At 52.8% G+C, this 15,470-nt stretch carries 16 protein-coding genes; 12 read left to right on the forward strand and 4 right to left on the reverse strand.

The window, feature by feature from the left end; genetic code table 11:
- Nucleotides 1-46: 46 nt before the first annotated feature.
- On the reverse strand, nt 47-211 hold the full coding sequence (locus EH198_RS24815) for a hypothetical protein (protein WP_185702999.1): 165 nt from the start codon (nt 209-211) through the stop codon (nt 47-49).
- A 31-nt stretch (nt 212-242) separates the two neighbouring features.
- On the reverse strand, nt 243-851 hold the full coding sequence (locus EH198_RS20570; RefSeq protein WP_124697402.1) for a superoxide dismutase: 609 nt from the start codon (nt 849-851) through the stop codon (nt 243-245).
- Nucleotides 852-1,270: 419 nt separating this feature from the next.
- Between EH198_RS20570 and EH198_RS20575 the strand changes: the two genes are divergently transcribed.
- The 5 genes from EH198_RS20575 to folE all read left to right on the forward strand — a co-directional run bounded on the left by EH198_RS20575 (nt 1,271) and on the right by folE (nt 4,726).
- Nucleotides 1,271-1,693: a GNAT family N-acetyltransferase gene (locus EH198_RS20575; RefSeq protein WP_124697403.1), complete on the forward strand. Its 423-nt coding sequence runs from the start codon at nt 1,271-1,273 to the stop codon at nt 1,691-1,693.
- A gap of 177 nt (nt 1,694-1,870) precedes the next feature.
- Complete coding sequence (gene lepB, locus EH198_RS20580) at nt 1,871-2,488, forward strand: signal peptidase I (RefSeq protein WP_124697404.1); 618 nt, start codon at nt 1,871-1,873, stop codon at nt 2,486-2,488.
- A 40-nt stretch (nt 2,489-2,528) separates the two neighbouring features.
- The gene (queG, locus tag EH198_RS20585; protein ID WP_124697405.1) at nt 2,529-3,716 is read left to right on the forward strand and encodes a tRNA epoxyqueuosine(34) reductase QueG; all 1,188 of its coding nucleotides are present in this window, start codon (nt 2,529-2,531) and stop codon (nt 3,714-3,716) included.
- 114 nt (nt 3,717-3,830) lie between these two features.
- Nucleotides 3,831-4,082: a YneF family protein gene (locus tag EH198_RS20590; RefSeq protein ID WP_124697406.1), complete on the forward strand. Its 252-nt coding sequence runs from the start codon at nt 3,831-3,833 to the stop codon at nt 4,080-4,082.
- A gap of 50 nt (nt 4,083-4,132) precedes the next feature.
- Nucleotides 4,133-4,726, forward strand: coding sequence for a GTP cyclohydrolase I FolE (gene folE / locus EH198_RS20595; protein WP_124697407.1), 594 nt, complete (start codon nt 4,133-4,135; stop codon nt 4,724-4,726).
- 187 nt (nt 4,727-4,913) lie between these two features.
- On the opposite strand, the gene EH198_RS20600 is transcribed toward folE, so the two are convergent.
- Together EH198_RS20600 and EH198_RS20605 are read right to left on the reverse strand one after the other, a co-directional pair.
- The gene (locus EH198_RS20600) at nt 4,914-6,080 is read right to left on the reverse strand and encodes a Fe-Mn family superoxide dismutase (RefSeq protein WP_124697433.1); all 1,167 of its coding nucleotides are present in this window, start codon (nt 6,078-6,080) and stop codon (nt 4,914-4,916) included.
- Nucleotides 6,081-6,111: 31 nt separating this feature from the next.
- Complete coding sequence (locus EH198_RS20605) at nt 6,112-7,092, reverse strand: alpha/beta hydrolase (protein WP_379310866.1); 981 nt, start codon at nt 7,090-7,092, stop codon at nt 6,112-6,114.
- A gap of 502 nt (nt 7,093-7,594) precedes the next feature.
- On the opposite strand from EH198_RS20605, the gene EH198_RS20610 reads away from it, so the two are divergent.
- The 7 genes from EH198_RS20610 (at nt 7,595) to EH198_RS20640 (ending at nt 15,464) form a co-directional block, all read left to right on the forward strand.
- Nucleotides 7,595-8,341, forward strand: a complete 747-nt coding sequence (locus EH198_RS20610; protein WP_246014485.1) for an IclR family transcriptional regulator — start codon at nt 7,595-7,597, stop codon at nt 8,339-8,341.
- Nucleotides 8,342-8,613: 272 nt separating this feature from the next.
- Nucleotides 8,614-9,678 carry a hypothetical protein gene (locus tag EH198_RS20615; RefSeq protein ID WP_124697409.1) on the forward strand — a complete coding sequence of 355 codons (1,065 nt, stop codon included), beginning with the start codon at nt 8,614-8,616 and terminating at the stop codon, nt 9,676-9,678.
- 314 nt (nt 9,679-9,992) lie between these two features.
- Nucleotides 9,993-10,922 carry a PLP-dependent cysteine synthase family protein gene (locus EH198_RS20620; RefSeq protein WP_124697410.1) on the forward strand — a complete coding sequence of 310 codons (930 nt, stop codon included), beginning with the start codon at nt 9,993-9,995 and terminating at the stop codon, nt 10,920-10,922.
- Nucleotides 10,919-11,347, forward strand: coding sequence for a M67 family metallopeptidase (locus tag EH198_RS20625; protein ID WP_124697411.1), 429 nt, complete (start codon nt 10,919-10,921; stop codon nt 11,345-11,347). Before EH198_RS20620 ends, EH198_RS20625 begins: the two co-directional genes overlap by 4 nt.
- Nucleotides 11,348-11,351: 4 nt before the next feature.
- Nucleotides 11,352-12,812, forward strand: coding sequence for a molybdopterin-synthase adenylyltransferase MoeB (gene moeB, locus EH198_RS20630; RefSeq protein ID WP_124697412.1), 1,461 nt, complete (start codon nt 11,352-11,354; stop codon nt 12,810-12,812).
- Between the two features lie 125 nt (nt 12,813-12,937).
- Nucleotides 12,938-13,891, forward strand: a complete 954-nt coding sequence (locus EH198_RS20635; protein ID WP_124697413.1) for a family 2A encapsulin nanocompartment shell protein — start codon at nt 12,938-12,940, stop codon at nt 13,889-13,891.
- Nucleotides 13,878-15,464, forward strand: coding sequence for a family 2A encapsulin nanocompartment cargo protein cysteine desulfurase (locus tag EH198_RS20640; RefSeq protein WP_124697414.1), 1,587 nt, complete (start codon nt 13,878-13,880; stop codon nt 15,462-15,464). The genes EH198_RS20635 and EH198_RS20640 overlap by 14 nt, the downstream gene beginning before the upstream one ends.
- Nucleotides 15,465-15,470: the final 6 nt, after the last annotated feature.

The following is a 15,470-nucleotide window of genomic DNA, read 5'->3' on the forward strand; positions in this document are numbered from 1 at the left end:
ATGGGCTGCGGCATACTGCGGGTAGGCTGCCCCACGTAATGGGCTGCTACCGCCGGGCGGCTTTTTGTGAGATGGCCAATGCACGGCCGAGGTGCATAAGTGCCGATTCGGCATATAAGGGAACGAGTAAATGCAAAAAGGGATTGCCCCTGCCGGGCAATCCCTTTTTTAGATGTTGTTCTAACTGTGCAATGACATTGGCTGCCGCCATTATACGAAGGCGGCTTCAACTGCCAGTCGGTTTACTTGGCGCTTTCGTAGCGCTTGCCGACGGCATCCCAGTTAACAACGTTCCAGAACGCTTTGATGTAATCGGGGCGTTTGTTTTGATATTTCAGGTAGTAGGCATGCTCCCATACGTCAAGTCCGAGCAGCGGAGTTGCACCTTCCATAATAGGGCTGTCCTGGTTAGGAGTGCTCGTTACGGCCAGTTTGCCGTCCTTGAGCGAGAGCCAAGCCCAGCCGCTGCCGAATCGGGTTGTTGCCGCAGCAGCGAAGTCTTCCTTGAACTTCTCAAATCCACCCAGTTCGCTGTCGATCGCTTCGGCCAGTGCGCCTGTCGGTTCGCCGCTGCCGTTCGGTCCGATCGTTTCCCAGAACAAGGAGTGGTTGGCATGCCCGCCGCCGTTGTTGCGGACCGCTGTGCGGATTGCTTCCGGTACCGCGTTCAGATCGGAAATGAGCTCTTCAAGACCTTTGCCTTGCAGTTCGGGTGCCTTTTCCAGTGCGGCATTGAGGTTGGTTACGTACGTATTGTGGTGTCTGTCGTGATGAATCTCCATCGTCGTCGCGTCGATGTGCGGTTCGAGTGCGTCATTTGGATATGGAAGTGCCGGTAATTCAAAAGCCATGGAAAAATCCCTCCTGATTTGTAATGGAATTTGTATACATATTATTAAACCGTATCTGAAACGAGAATGCAACACTAAACAAACAAAAATGTTTATAAAGTGAAATGACCTGAAAACGTCGACTCATAACGGTCATACTTTATGTAAACTCGGTGTTAATTACGTTGATATTTCCTGAAAAAAGAAACTTATAAACTAAATATTTCCTGAAAGATGAACAATTTGCATATACCGCTATGTATACGCTTTATATTAAGCGTTTTCGCTATAAAAGTAATGATATCGCCCGAAATATGTGTTTTAATAGAGATAAAAGCGGGTATTCCTCGTTATTTGATGCTTTTTTCGCCCTCCGGATTATAAAGGGAAGTCCTTCTTTTTGTAAAATCCAAAGCCATAGAAAAGGGAGACTGTAAAGAATGCACGTTCGTTCCTTTCAATTAAGCGATTGTAGTCCAGTGACTGAGCTGTTGCAAGCCGCCTTATCCGAAGAATGTTTCGAAAACACCATCGAACCTTTCTCCAGACAGCTTTCTTGGGATTCCGATCTCATTGTTGTTGCGGAAGAGGAAGGAGAAATTGTCGGAGCGCTGATTGGCACAATTGAGAAAAATCACGGTTGCTATTTCCGCATTGCCATCCATCCCGATTATCGCCGCAGAGGAATCGGCAGAAGTCTTGTATCGGCTATGGAGAGCAGATTTCAGGCGCGCAAGGTCAACGGAATTTACGTTGTCGGCGATGAGCATAATGCGGCCGCCCTCCCGCTTTACGAAGCGATGGGGTATGGCGAGAACCAAATCTTTAAATCGGTGCGAAAGCTGAGCATCGTTGGACAATAAAGAGTGGGTCAGTCTGCATTGCGAAAGCGGAAACATTAACCATATACACCAGCATCACCGGAGCCGGGAGACGGCTCCTTTTCTTACTCAGCATATCATCCCCAACGTTGCAAACGGGCGGGAGATATGCTTTTCTATTGTTATGATGTCATTCATTTATCGGATCAGGGGTGAACTATGGAGCTGGAATTGGAAGAGGGAGGCTTGCCCTACCGCAAACGAAGCGACCGGACTTCCAGACTGAAGAAATATCGCTCCCTCCGGAGAAGAAAATGGATCGCGGAATTCAGAGACTGGATGATTATGGCGATTGTGGTATTCACGGTTATGTCGCTGCTTAATCTGTTCGTGTTCAATATATCCATGGTCAAGGGCCATTCGATGCAGCCTACGCTGTATGAAGGCGAACGGCTGTTTATTAATAAAATCACACTTACGTTCACAGACCCGAAGCGCGGCGATATTGTCGTGCTGCATGATCCGAGTTCCGGGCCGGAACGGAAAGAATATCTGGTCAAGCGGGTCGTCGGCATACCCGGAGATATTGTCGAAGTGCGGCAGCACAAGCTGTACGTAAACGGCAAGCCGGTCGTGGAGCCGTATGTGGACGCGTCAATTGAGGATGCGGATTTCGCGCCGGTTCCCGTCGGCAGGGGATTTTATTTCGTTATGGGTGACAATCGCCATGCCGGTGCCAGCAAGGACAGCCGCTTTTTCGGAGCCGTTCCCCTGAAGATGATCGTTGGCAAAGCCGCCTATATCTGGTGGCCACTGTCGAAATTAAATGCGTTATAATGAGGTCTTGGTTTATGCCAATACAAAGGAGGCGGAGGTAATGAACACCACGGAATATACATCTTATGCGCCCCCGTCGCCGAGGTGGGAAAGACTAAAGAAGGAAATCAAGGAGGCGGCGCAGTCGCTGGGTATCGACGATATCGGATTTGCGACGGCGGAGCCGTTTCTTTATTTGAAAAATCTGCTGCAGGACCACCGGGACAAGGGCTATGAATCCGGCTTTGAGGAGCCCGATTTGGACAAGCGGACGATTCCCGCCCTGCAGGAAGGACGGCCGATGTCGATCCTTGCGATCGCTGTGGCCTATCCGTCGAAAATGGACAATCCCCCAAAGTCCGAGCCGGGCGAGCGCAGGGGCATTCTGGCGCGATCCGCTTGGGGCCGCGACTATCATCTTGTGCTGCGCGAGGCGCTGGAGCGTCTGGAAGCCTTTATCCGGCAGCGTGTGCCGGACGCGGTGATGGAGAGTATGGTGGATACCGGCGTTCTGGTCGACCGGGCGGTGGCTCAGCGGGCCGGGATCGGCTTCAGCGGCAAAAACTGCTCGGTCATTTCACCGAAATGGGGCTCGTGGATCTACCTGGGCGAAATGGTCACGGACATCCCCTTTCCGCCCGATACACCTGTGACGGAAGGCTGCGGGACATGCACGAAATGCATTGACGCTTGTCCGACGGGCGCCCTGGTTGGGCCCGGAGAGCTTAACGCTCAGGCGTGCGTCTCTTATCTGACGCAGACCAAAGGCTTTCTGGACGAAACGTACATGTCCAAAATCGGCAACCGCCTGTACGGCTGCGATACCTGCCAAATTGTCTGTCCTTACAACCGGGGAAAGAACTGGGATCACCATCCTGAGCTTCTGCCCGATCCTGAGCAGGCGAAGCCGCTGCTTCTGCCGATTCTTGACCTCAGCAACAAGGAGTTCAAGGAGAAATTCGGAAGCAGCGCCGCGGCCTGGAGGGGCAAGAAGCCGATCCAGCGCAACGCGGTCATCGCGCTCGGCAATTTCAAGGATGCTTCCGCCGTGCCGAAGCTGACGGAAGTGCTGCTCCGTGACCCGCGTCCGGAGCTGCGCGGCGCGGCGGCCTGGTCACTTGGCGTCATCGGCGGCGAAGCGGCTCTTGCGGCCGTGGAACTTGCGCTTGAGAGCGAGCGGGATGAAGAGGTCGTCAGACGTTTGTTCAGGTCGAAAGCCAAGCTGGCAGGGACAATGGAGCCTGAATGATAAAGAGTTGGACAGGAGCGGATATTCCAATTGCTGTCCAGTTCTTGAAATGCTATGATAGATTCGCGCGCGTTAAAGATGCGCGCCACAATACAACTCAGAGGTGGGTTTTGAATGGATATCGCTCTTCCAATTATTACACTGGTTGTGGGGCTGATCGGCGGCTTTTTCATCGGTGTATATTATCTGCGCAAGCAAATGACCAGCATGCAGAACGATCCGGAAATGCTGCAAAAGGTTGCCAAGCAGATGGGATATAATTTGAACAGTAAGCAAATGCAGCGCGCCCAGCAAATGATGAAGAACCAGAACGTGCCGGGACGTCCTGCCGGCGGCGGCAAAGGACAAAAAAGAAAGAGCAAGTAACCGGCCCACGCTCGGAGTGTTAGCGGGACGGCATGAAGGAGGAAAGTTTCATGGGCGGCGTCAAAGATTATGTGAACGGAAGCGTAACGGCGAACCGTGAGAAGATAGAGTATCATGTCCAGAAAATATTGGAGCTCATCGGCGAGGATACCGGACGGGAAGGACTGCTCGAGACGCCAGCGCGGGTAACTCGGATGTACGAGGAGATATTCGCCGGATACTCTGTCGATCCGAAAGAGGCGCTTGGCGTTACCTTCGACGAGTCCCACGAAGAGCTCGTCATCGTCAAGGACATCGTCTATTACAGCCAGTGCGAACACCATATGGCTCCTTTCTTCGGCAAGGTGCATATCGGGTACATTCCGAGCGGACGAATCGCCGGACTCAGCAAGCTGGCACGGCTGACGGAAGCCGTGACACGCCGCCTGCAGGTGCAGGAGCGCATCACCTCGCAAATCGCCGATATCATGACCGAAGTGCTTCATCCGCACGGTGTCATGGTGGTCGTCGAAGGCGAGCATCTGTGCATGTGCGCCCGGGGCGTCAAGAAGCCGGGCAGCAAGACGGTTACCTCGGCTGTCAGGGGGACTTTCCGTAAGAACCCCGCAGCCCGGGCGGAATTCTTGTCGTTAATTAAGGACTAAAGTAAGGTTTGAAGCGAGCCGGCCCCCTGAAGTCTTCAGGGGGCCGGTTTTTTTTAATAAGAATGTATAAGCTGTGCGCTTATCATTTTGTCTTATATTTCTACGAGAAACGGTACCGTCCCTAAAAGGACGGCGAAGCCGTTTCTTCTTGGTTCGAAGTTTAGGCTTCACTTTGTGGGGCTATTTTTTAGTAAGGCTTCCAGGCGAGCTTGCTCGCCGCGGCATATCTTTCGGATACATAAGGCCAGTTAACAACCTTCCACCAATCCTGAATATAATCGGCGCGCTTGTTCTGATGCTTCAGGTAGTAGGCATGCTCCCAGACATCCAGAGCGAGCAGCGGAATGACATCCCACTGGGACAAGTTCTGGTGCTTCTCCGCCGTTAAGATCTCCAGTCGGCGGCTGCGCGGACTCCAGACGAGAATAGCCCAGCCTCCGCCCTCCACCTTGTCGGCGGCTTCGCTGAACTGCTTCTTGAAGGCGTCATAGCTTCCGAAGTCCCGCTCGATGGCTGCAAGTAAAGCGCCGGTCGCGCGGCCTCCGCCCTGCGGAGACATTTCATCCCAGAATATCGTGTGCAGATAGTGGCCGGCCCCGTGAAAGGCAAGCTCCCGCTCCCAATGCTTGACCAGATCGAAATCGCCGCTCTTTCGGGCATCAGCCAGCTTTTTCTCCGCTTTGTTCAGGCCGTCCACATAGGTTTGATGATGCTTATCGTGATGAATCCGCATCGTCTTCTCGTCGATGTACGGTTCAAGGGCGTTATAGGGATACGGCAGCGGGGGAAGCTTATGCCCTCCGATCGGTACGGACGGCAGGTCCCGGTGGGCGAAAGAAAGCGCCGGGTCCTGCGCGGCTGCGCTGATGGCAGATGGCCCGGGCGGCGCATCGGCCGGTTGATTGGCCGTGTTACTCCGAGCGACCCCGAAGTTCGCACCGGGATGGCCCAACCCGCCAAGAACGCCGAGAAAATACTCTGTCTCCCGGATAACATGAGGCAGCAAGGTCTCCGCCGCTCCTCCCCTGAGGTCCGGTATCTGCTCTTTAACGGCATGCAGCTGGCGGATGAATTCCCTGGATTGTTCGCAGGAAACCGCCGCCAGCTTGTTAATCTCGGCAGGGTCGACGCTCCCGGCCGACGCAGGCAAAAGCGCCGTCTCCAGCAGGCTCCGGGCGCTTTGCTCCGTCGCGCCGAAGACGGCGTCCCATTCATCCATCAGCTTCACATAAGGCTCTGTCAGTTCGGGAACGGCGAGCTTGATGAGTCCCGTATTCTCCCTCTCCTGATTTTTCCAGAATGCAATTTCGTTCAATATCCCCACCGCAGGCGGCGGTCCATATACATACTGCATCACGTACAGCCCTCCCGTAATATGTCTTTCCCTATAAGGTATGAGCGGAGAAGGTTGTACTATGTGAGGCGTTAGTTGGCTGCTGTTTCTCTTTCGCGGCTTTGGCCAGCGGAACATTGCTTAAGAAGGCAGAAACCCGGCGCAAATATTCGCGGGGGTGTTCACGGAACAGCAGCTCGTGATGGCTGTCTTCGACAATCCAGGAGTCGGAATACGGATTGGTCTGATTGGCGGCCAGCGACTCGGCGATTGGATAAGGGGCTTTTTCATCCTGCGTTCCATGTATAAATAAAGTCGGAAAAGGATAATCTTCCGCCTTCACCTTGGCATAAGGAATCTGATTCAGCCCGGTGCCGTTCAGAACAGGGAAGAGCAGCTCCATAATTTCAAGGGAGGGGTGGCGCGGAAGATTGATATTCTGCCTGATGTTGTGGTACAGCGTATCGGGCTCCAGCAGGAAGGTGCTGTCCAGAATCATCGCATCCACATCCTTGGTAACGAGCCCAGCCTGCAAGGCGGTGCCTGCGCCCATGGAGAAGCCCCATACGACAATCTCCTTCGCTCCGCGCTGCTTGGCAAGCTGGATGGCGCCCAGCAGTTCGCGGGATTCTTTTTTGCCGCCGGTGGCGACATCTTTGTTGCTTTGGGAAGCGAAGCCGTAGTCGAACATAATGACATTGAAGTTCAGACGGTGCGCAAAATGGGCGAGATCGTACATCGGAACCCAGGATTCCTCGCGGTTGGCGCCATAGCCGTGGCTGAACACAATCGTCTTGGTTGATTTCTCGGCCGGAATATACCAGCCTTGAATATTGCGGCCGCCATCGCTTGCCGGAAAGGTCACATCCTCGTATTTCAGACCCTTCGCCAGCATCGGATTGGAGAACACCGGAGCGACCGTCGGATTGGACAGCACCCAGGTAATATAAGCGTGCAGCGAGATGAAGCAGAATACGAAAAAAAAGAAAACGGACAGCAGCAGCGCCACGATCACATGCTTTATGCGAATCATCCGCAGGGACAGCTGCGGCGCCTTATCGGACGGACGGTCTAGCGGCCTTGGGGAGACCGGCGTGCCGGCGCGTGATGATGCAAGATCCATAAGGTCCCCTCCTAAAAGTTTTGCGAGCGCAAAGGCATCGGTTAATTCTTCAGCAAAACTCGCTTCGAAAGCATAGGCTAAGTTTTGCGAGCGCAAAGGCATCGGTTAATTCTTCAGCAAAACTCGCTTCGGAAGCATAAGCCAAGTTTTGCGAGCGTAAAGTCTGCGGCTAATATCTTCAGCAAAACTCGCTTCGGAAAAGTGGATTCGTTTGCACTCCTAAATCTAATCGTAGGGTTCTGTTAACGCAAAGTCAATGAATGTGCGCCATTTGTAATGCAACTGTAAAGTGAGGCGCCGACCTGCCGGCAGGCCAAATATGCTGGACTTTTCACAGACTTTTGCTAAGATAGAAATGACTATAAATATTGTAACCGTGTTTCATTTAGTGAAACATGAAAGGGAGATACCCGTGGACGACGACCGTAAGCTGACGGTGCGCGCCGTGGAGCGTGCGCTTGATATTCTGCTGTGTTTTACAAGAGACAGCGATTTGAACCTGACCGAGATTGCCGCGAACATCGGCCTGCACAAAAGCACGGTGCACCGGCTGCTGACCACGCTTGAGAATAGAGGCTTCATCAGTCGCAATCCGGCAACGGAAAAATACCGGCTCGGCATCCGGATCTGGGAGTTATCGACCCATCTGCCGGTCTCGGAGAACCCGGGCACACTGCTGCTGCCGGCGATGGAACGCTTGCGCGATCGGCTCGGAGAGACGGTCAGTCTGTACTTAAGGGACGGACTCGAACGGGTGCGCATACAGGCGGTACAGAGCAATCAGGCCATCCGGCGCGTGGCGCAGATTGGCGCCAGGCTGCCGCTGTCGGTGGGAGCTTCCAGCAAGGTGCTGGCCGCCTCCGCTCCGCCCGAAGTCCAAAGGGAGCTGCTGGAAGGCGAGGATTGGCCCCAGTCAATTGACCGCCAAGGGTATGCGGATCAATTGAAAGAAGTGCTGCGGGCCGGCTATGCGACCAGCTTTGAGGAACGCGAGCCGGGCGCGGCCGCCGTCGCCGTACCCGTCATCGGGCGAAGCGGAGAGGTGGCAGCCGCCTTGTCGCTGTCCGGGCCGGTCAGCAGGCTTTCCCGCGAGACGCTGGTCGAATACGCGGGTGTGCTGAAGGAAGCGGCGGCGGAAATGGGGCTTATGGTGAGCTGATTCATCTAAAATAAAAGCCGGCGCAGTTTTGGACGTGAACGTGAAGTCCTAAACTGCCGCCGGCTTTTTTAAAATCCAGCAAGTTCTTATCAGTTATATTCTCACATATGCAGCGTTATATAGTGCATTTGCGTCATGGATATTTTACATAAATTGGGATACAATGATTGCTAGTTGCGGACACCAAGATCACTTCTCAAAATATTAGCGGCGAACACATTGTCAAAGGGAGAGAGATTTACATATAATCTTAGGTCAAGCAGGAGGTTATGATGAAAAGATTAGCTTACTTTTGCTCCATCATTCTAGCGACGATTCTATTTTCTAACTACGCTTACGCTAATCAGGGTTTGTCCCCAAGCCTTGATTCTACGGACATCCTTGCTGCCGGCGATCATGCGGCCGTTTTGATTGACCGTACAGCGGGGAAAGTGCTATTAGCTGATTTAAAAGTAAATGAATTTACGAGTCTTTCAGACGGCGCTTCTTCGATGTTGGATGTGGAAGTGGTTAAACAGTCTGAAAAGATTGTGCTGCTGAAGAAGACAAGCCGCAATGCGATCTCGAAAACCGTGTTTTCTTATCAAGGAGCCGTTCTCTCCAAATCAGAAATTCCGCTAAGCCTTAAGGACGGGGATAAGATCAAATGGGTTGCTCCTGTAGGAAAAGCGAATGAAAGAATTATGGTTCAAAGATTAGATGCTTTCAATCTGTATCAGTATCCTTGGAAAAAGCCGAGCGTCAGCTATGACGCCAAGATTGTGGATAAAGGGTATGAAAGTGTCAGTGTGTGGGACTGGGATTTCAAAAGCTATCCTTATTTAGCAATAAAGTATATTGATTCAGGCATTATGACGGAAGATTATTATATAAAAACGGTGAACTTGTATTCCAAAAAAGAGTTCCTCTTCAAAGATTTTAATACAGATGTTAACCTTCAATTCAGCGGAGGGAATCTGGCAATAACCACTTCTTATGTGTACCAGCCTGTTCCTGCCAATGCCTCTCGGCCTGACGCGGCAGATACTCAGCCATATTATCAGTTAGTTAATATAGATAAAGGAATTAAAGACAAAATTCTTGAAGGGATTTTCGCCGACAAAGGCAATCTCTCAGGCTGGCGGACGGAGTTCATTAATAATCAGTTATTTGTAGGAGATTTGGCAGAGCATACCTGGTCCTTGTATTCGGCAAATGGAGCGGCGATTGTAACGAATCAAGCCTGGCCGGGCAATAGCAAATCAAAGTTTGCCGGTTACAGCGCGGCGGCGGGGATAAGCTACTTTTTGGAATATCACTCGGGCAAAGCCTCAATTACTGCTTATCCGATTCAATAATACTGTCACCTAAAAAAGAAAGGCGCGGGTCCGAACATCGGAAACCCGCGCCTTTTGTATGCGAAGCTTTACCTCTGCCAGCGGCATCAAGTAACGGAGGATACCGGCCGTGGACAGATCAATTCAACAGGAGAGTTTTGCAGCTTGTCTATTCCAAGGAGAAAATGTCTTTTTTTTCAAAGAAGCGGCTAGACAGAAAAATGTCGAACTGCTATAATGAGATCAAGTTAATCCTACAATATTGCTCGGAATAGTTGGACATAGTATTGAGGGGAAAAACTGGCGAAAGAGCCAGCAGGTTAGGGGACTTCACATTGGCAAATAACCAATACAGGATTATTGAATCTATCGGCAATACGCCGCTTATACGTCTTGTGAATGTGACGGAGGATCTGGGGCGAACGGACGTGAGCGTGTATGTGAAGGCCGAGCAGCTTAATCCGAGCGGTTCGGTCAAGGACCGTGCTGCAAAGGCCATGATTTTGCAAGGAATCCAGTCGGGGCAATTGACCAAGGAGAAATCCATCATCGACGGAACGAGCGGCAATACCGGTATTGCTTACGCAATGATCGGCGCGGCTCTCGGGTACAAAGTGACCCTATGCCTTCCGGGTAATGCGAATGTCGAACGCAAGCGGATTCTACGGGCTTATCACGCGGAAATTATCGAGACGGACCCGCTGCAAAGCTCGGATGGCGCGCAGCTTGAAGCCAAGCGGATAGCGGAGCTTGAGGCCGACCGGTATTTTTATCCCGACCAATACAACAATGATGCGAACTGGCAAGCGCACTACGAGACGACCGCGCCGGAAATCTGGGAACAGACGGATCATAAGGTTACTCATTTTATCGCCGGCATGGGTACGTCGGGAACCTTTATCGGGACCTCCAGAAGATTGAAGGAATTTAATCCGGCGATCCAAACCGTTGCGATGCAGCCCGATTCGCCTCTGCATGGATTGGAAGGAATGAAGCACCTGGCGACGACGCTTAAGCCGGGAATTTACGACCAGACGGTAGCTGACGGGCTGATTGAGGTTGAAACCGAGGAAGCCTACGCCATGACGCGCAGGCTGGCGCGGGAAGAGGGATTGCTGGTCGGAATCAGCTCGGGGGCCAATGTGTATGCTGCACTGAAGCTGGCTGCGACCGTTCCTCCCGGTTCAGTCGTCGTTACCATTCTATGCGACAGCGGGCTTCGATATTTGAGCGACGAGCTGTGGACAAGGGGAGATGCCACATGATCCATCTGAAGCAAGAGCATATCGATCAAATCAATAAACACGCTGAGGAGGATTACCCGCACGAATGCTGTGGTATTGTGTTCGGGAAATTGGGCGAGGATCAGACGAAGGCAGTAAGCGAGCTGCTTCCGATTTCCAATTCGCGGGAAGAGCAGGCTAGACATAACCGCTTCCTCATCACCTCGGAAGACATCATGAGAAGCGAGCTGTACGCCCGAAAGCATAAGCTGGATGTTCTCGGGTTCTATCATTCTCATCCCGATCATCCCGCGCTTCCCTCCGCGTTCGACTTGGAGCATGCCTGGCCGACGTACTCCTATCTGATTGTTGCAGTCGAACAAAGGCGGGCGGGAGAATTGACTTCCTGGGAACTGAACAGTGACCGTTCCGCGTTCCATTTTGAAACCATTATTAGGGAGGATTAGCTATATGACAGTAAGTTTGCTTATTCCTACCGCCCTGCGCTCTTTTACGGACGGTTTGTCGGAAATCGGCGTGGAGGCGGCCACGGTTGAAGAGGCGTTGGCTGTTCTAACCGAACAATTTGTCGATCTTCGGCGGCATTTGTTTACCGATCAGGGCCAGCTGCGCAGCTATGTGAATATTTATGTGAATGAACAGGACATCCGGCAAAAAAACGGCCTGCAGACAGCCTTGTCGGATGGAGACGACGTAATGCTTGTGCCTTCCATTGCCGGCGGATCGCCGGCGGCAACGGAAGGAGGCGGGAGCCCGGACCTTGACGGTCTTCCCGAACTGACCAAAGACGAAATTACCCGATACAGCCGTCACCTTATTCTGCCGGAGGTTGGCGTGGAAGGGCAGCGCATCCTCAAAAAAAGCCGGGTTCTGCTGATTGGAACCGGGGGACTTGGCGCGCCGATCGCTATGTATTTGGCCGCCGCAGGTGTCGGGACGCTCGGCATTGTCGATTTTGACTTCGTGGATGAGACGAATTTGCAGCGGCAGATTATTCACGGTACGCGCGATATCGGCAGACCGAAGATCGCATCCGCGAAGGATCGGATCAAGAGCATTAACCCGAAAGTAAACGTAATTGCCATCGAACAGAGACTGACCAGTCAGAACGCCCTCGACATTATCAAGGATTACGATGTGGTCGTGGATGGAACGGATAATTTCCCGACAAGATATTTGGTCAATGACGCCTGCGTTTTATTGGGAAAGCCGAACGTGTACGGCTCCGTATTCCGGTTTGAGGGGCAGGTCAGCGTGTTCTATGCGCAGGAAGGGGCCTGTTATCGCTGCCTGTATCCGGAGCCGCCTCCAGCCGGACTTGTCCCCACTTGCTCGGAAGGCGGCATACTCGGCGTTCTTCCCGGCATCATCGGCTGTATTCAGGCGAATGAAACGATCAAGCTGCTCCTTGGCAAAGGTGAACCTCTAATCAATCGACTGCTGTTGTTCGATGCGCTGAAGATGAAGTTTCGGGAGCTTAAGCTCAGCAAAGACACGAACTGCCCCATTTGCGGTACACATCCTACCATTACATCCCCTATTGACTATGAAGAATTTTGCGGTTTGAAGAAGCCTGCCGAAGAAGAGCCTATCGAGGAGATTACGGCAGTCGAGCTGAAAAAACGCTTTGAAAACGAGGAGCAGGTACAAATCCTTGACATCCGGGAGCCTCATGAGCTTGCAATTGGGAAGCTGCCAGGAACGAAAGCCATTCCTTTCGGCCAGATCGTTCGCCGGAAAGCGGAGCTTGATCCCGAGCGGGATACGGTTGTCATATGCAAAATCGGGCAGCGCAGCGTGATGGCGATTCGTACTTTGCGGGATTCCGGCTATACCGGCAGACTGCTGAATTTGAAAGACGGCATGAACGCATGGGCTCAGGAAATAGATCCCCGGATTGCGCAGTACTAATGCATTTCTGCCTTATAACACTCTTATAGTAGGCCCATTGCCGAATCATTGCGCTTGATACACGCGAGCATATGGGCCATATTATATATTTTTCATTAATATCTTATTTTTAAGGGGGATTTACTATGGCCGAACAAGACAATAGCAATCTGGCCGTACCGGCGCTCGGTTCGTCGGCAGCTTATCAACTGGCAAATGTTACTAAATCCGCACCGCAATTCGATTCTCTTACACCGCGCTGGATCACGAGGCTGTTCGAATGGAAGGGGCTTGAAACCGGGATTTACCGGCTTAACAAAGTGCAGGAAGGCGATACGCCGCTTGATATTTTGTGCAGCACCGGCGATACATCGAACATTACCGAAGGTTTTGTCGATTATAGTACGAGCCCGCGCGAATACGTGCTGAACTCCATTTCGACGATTATCAACGTCAATACCCGCGTGTCGGACATATACAGCAGCCCCTTCAACCAGATTCAGGAACAATTGCGGCTTGCCATTGAGAGCATCAAGGAAAGGCAGGAAAGCCAACTCATCAATAGCGATGATTACGGTCTTTTGAAAAATGCGGCGGCTTCCCAACGCATTCAAACGCGCAACGGTGCGCCGACGCCGGATGATCTGGACGAATTGATCTCCAAGGTGTGGAAAGAGCCTTCCTATTTCCTGGCCCACCCGCGGGCCATCGCGGCCATCGGCCGGGAATGCACAAGACGCGGCGTTCCGCCGCAAACGGTTCAGATCTTCGGCGGGCATTTTCTGACCTGGAGAGGTATCCCTATTATTCCTACGGACAAGCTGTTCGTCGACGGTCATAAGAACCCGAAAGGCCAGGCGGGTAAAACGAATATTCTGCTTGTTCGCACGGGAGAAAATAAGCAGGGCGTGCTCGGTTTGTACCAAACCGGTCTTCCAGGCGAGCAGTCCCGAGGGCTTTCGGTCCGCTTTACGGGTATCGACAAGCAGGGCATTGGCTCGTATCTCCTCTCCTTGTACTGCTCCGTTGCTATTCTTGCGGATGACGCGGTAGGCGTGCTGGAAGATGTGGATGTAGGTAACTACTATGACTACGAATAACAATCAGCCATCCCTTCCGGACCCCTCCGTCCTGGCGGCGCTGGCGAGTGCATACTTTCCGGAGTTTTCATCTGGGGAAGCGGCTGCGGCCGCTTCAGCCGCTCCGGAATTTGCACCATCGGTTCATAATACGGTTCCTTCGCCTCCAACCTTTGCTCCTTCCGTACAGGAGATTTCTCCAGCGGGGCAATCGTACAATGGATTATGGACCGAGGCGGACTTTCTGCGGGCGATTCCCGGTGCTTTTGAATCGGACAATCTAGGGACAAGCTCTTTGCCGGGCAGCTATGCTCCGTCGGTTGAGTTCTTGTCTGGCAGCCAAGCTCCTTTCGCCGTTTCGGCACCTTCACTATCTTTCGGGTCGTTTGATGTAAACGCGGTACGGAAGGATTTTCCGATTCTGACGGAGAAGGTGAACGGCAAAAATCTGGTGTGGCTGGACAATGCCGCGACGACCCACAAGCCCCGGCAGGTTATCGAGCGGATCAAGTACTATTATGAGCATGAAAATTCCAATGTGCACCGGGCCGCTCACGAACTTGCGGCGCGTTCCACGGACGCTTACGAGGGCGCCCGCGAGAAGGCAGCCCGGTTTCTGAACGCCCCTTCGGCGAAGGAAATCGTGTTCGTCCGGGGAGCGACCGAGGGAATCAATTTGGTTGCAAGCAGTTACGCCAGACATCATTTGCAGAAAGATGATGAAATTCTCATTACGTGGCTGGAGCATCACGCCAACATTGTACCCTGGCAGCTGGTCTGCGAGGAGACCGGGGCGAAGCTGCGCGTCGCGCCGGTCGATGAGAACGGACAAATCCTGCTGGACGAATATGCGAAGCTGCTGAGCTCCCGGACGAAATTCGTCTCCCTGACCCATGTATCCAACGCGCTGGGTACGGTTACTCCGGTGGCGGAGATGGTCAGTCTGGCCCACCGTTACGGTGCCAAAGTGCTGGTTGACGGCGCGCAAGCCGTCTCCCACTTGAAAGTGGACGTTCAGGCACTGGATGCCGATTTTTACGTGTTCTCGGGTCATAAAGTATTTGGTCCCACAGGAATCGGCGTTCTTTATGGCAAACCCGAAGCGCTCGAATCCATGCGTCCCTACCAGGGCGGAGGCAATATGATCGTGGATGTAACGTTCGAGAAGACCATTGTTCACCCGGCCCCGGCCCGTTTTGAAGCGGGAACCGGTAATATTGCGGACGCGGTCGGGCTTGGTGCGGCGTTGGACTACGTTTCCTCAATCGGCCTGGATGTTATTAACCGCTATGAGCATTTCCTGCTGGAGTACGGCATAGAATCGCTTTCCCGCGTCCCTGGCCTTCGGCTCATCGGCACGGCGAAGGAAAAAGCGGGCGTACTCTCCTTCGTTCTCTCAGGGTATACGACGGAGGAGGTCGGCAAGGCTCTTAGCAATGAAGGGATCGCCGTTCGTTCCGGTCATCACTGCGCCCAGCCGATTCTCCGCAGATTCGGGCTTGAGAGCGCGGTAAGGCCATCGCTGGCACTATATAACACCTGCGGGGAAATTGACGCCCTGGTGTCTGTGCTGTTGAAGCTGAAACATAGCTGAAAGCGT

The sequence above is a fragment of the Paenibacillus rhizophilus genome (assembly GCF_003854965.1).
GTDB lineage: Bacteria > Bacillota > Bacilli > Paenibacillales > Paenibacillaceae > Paenibacillus_AQ > Paenibacillus_AQ rhizophilus.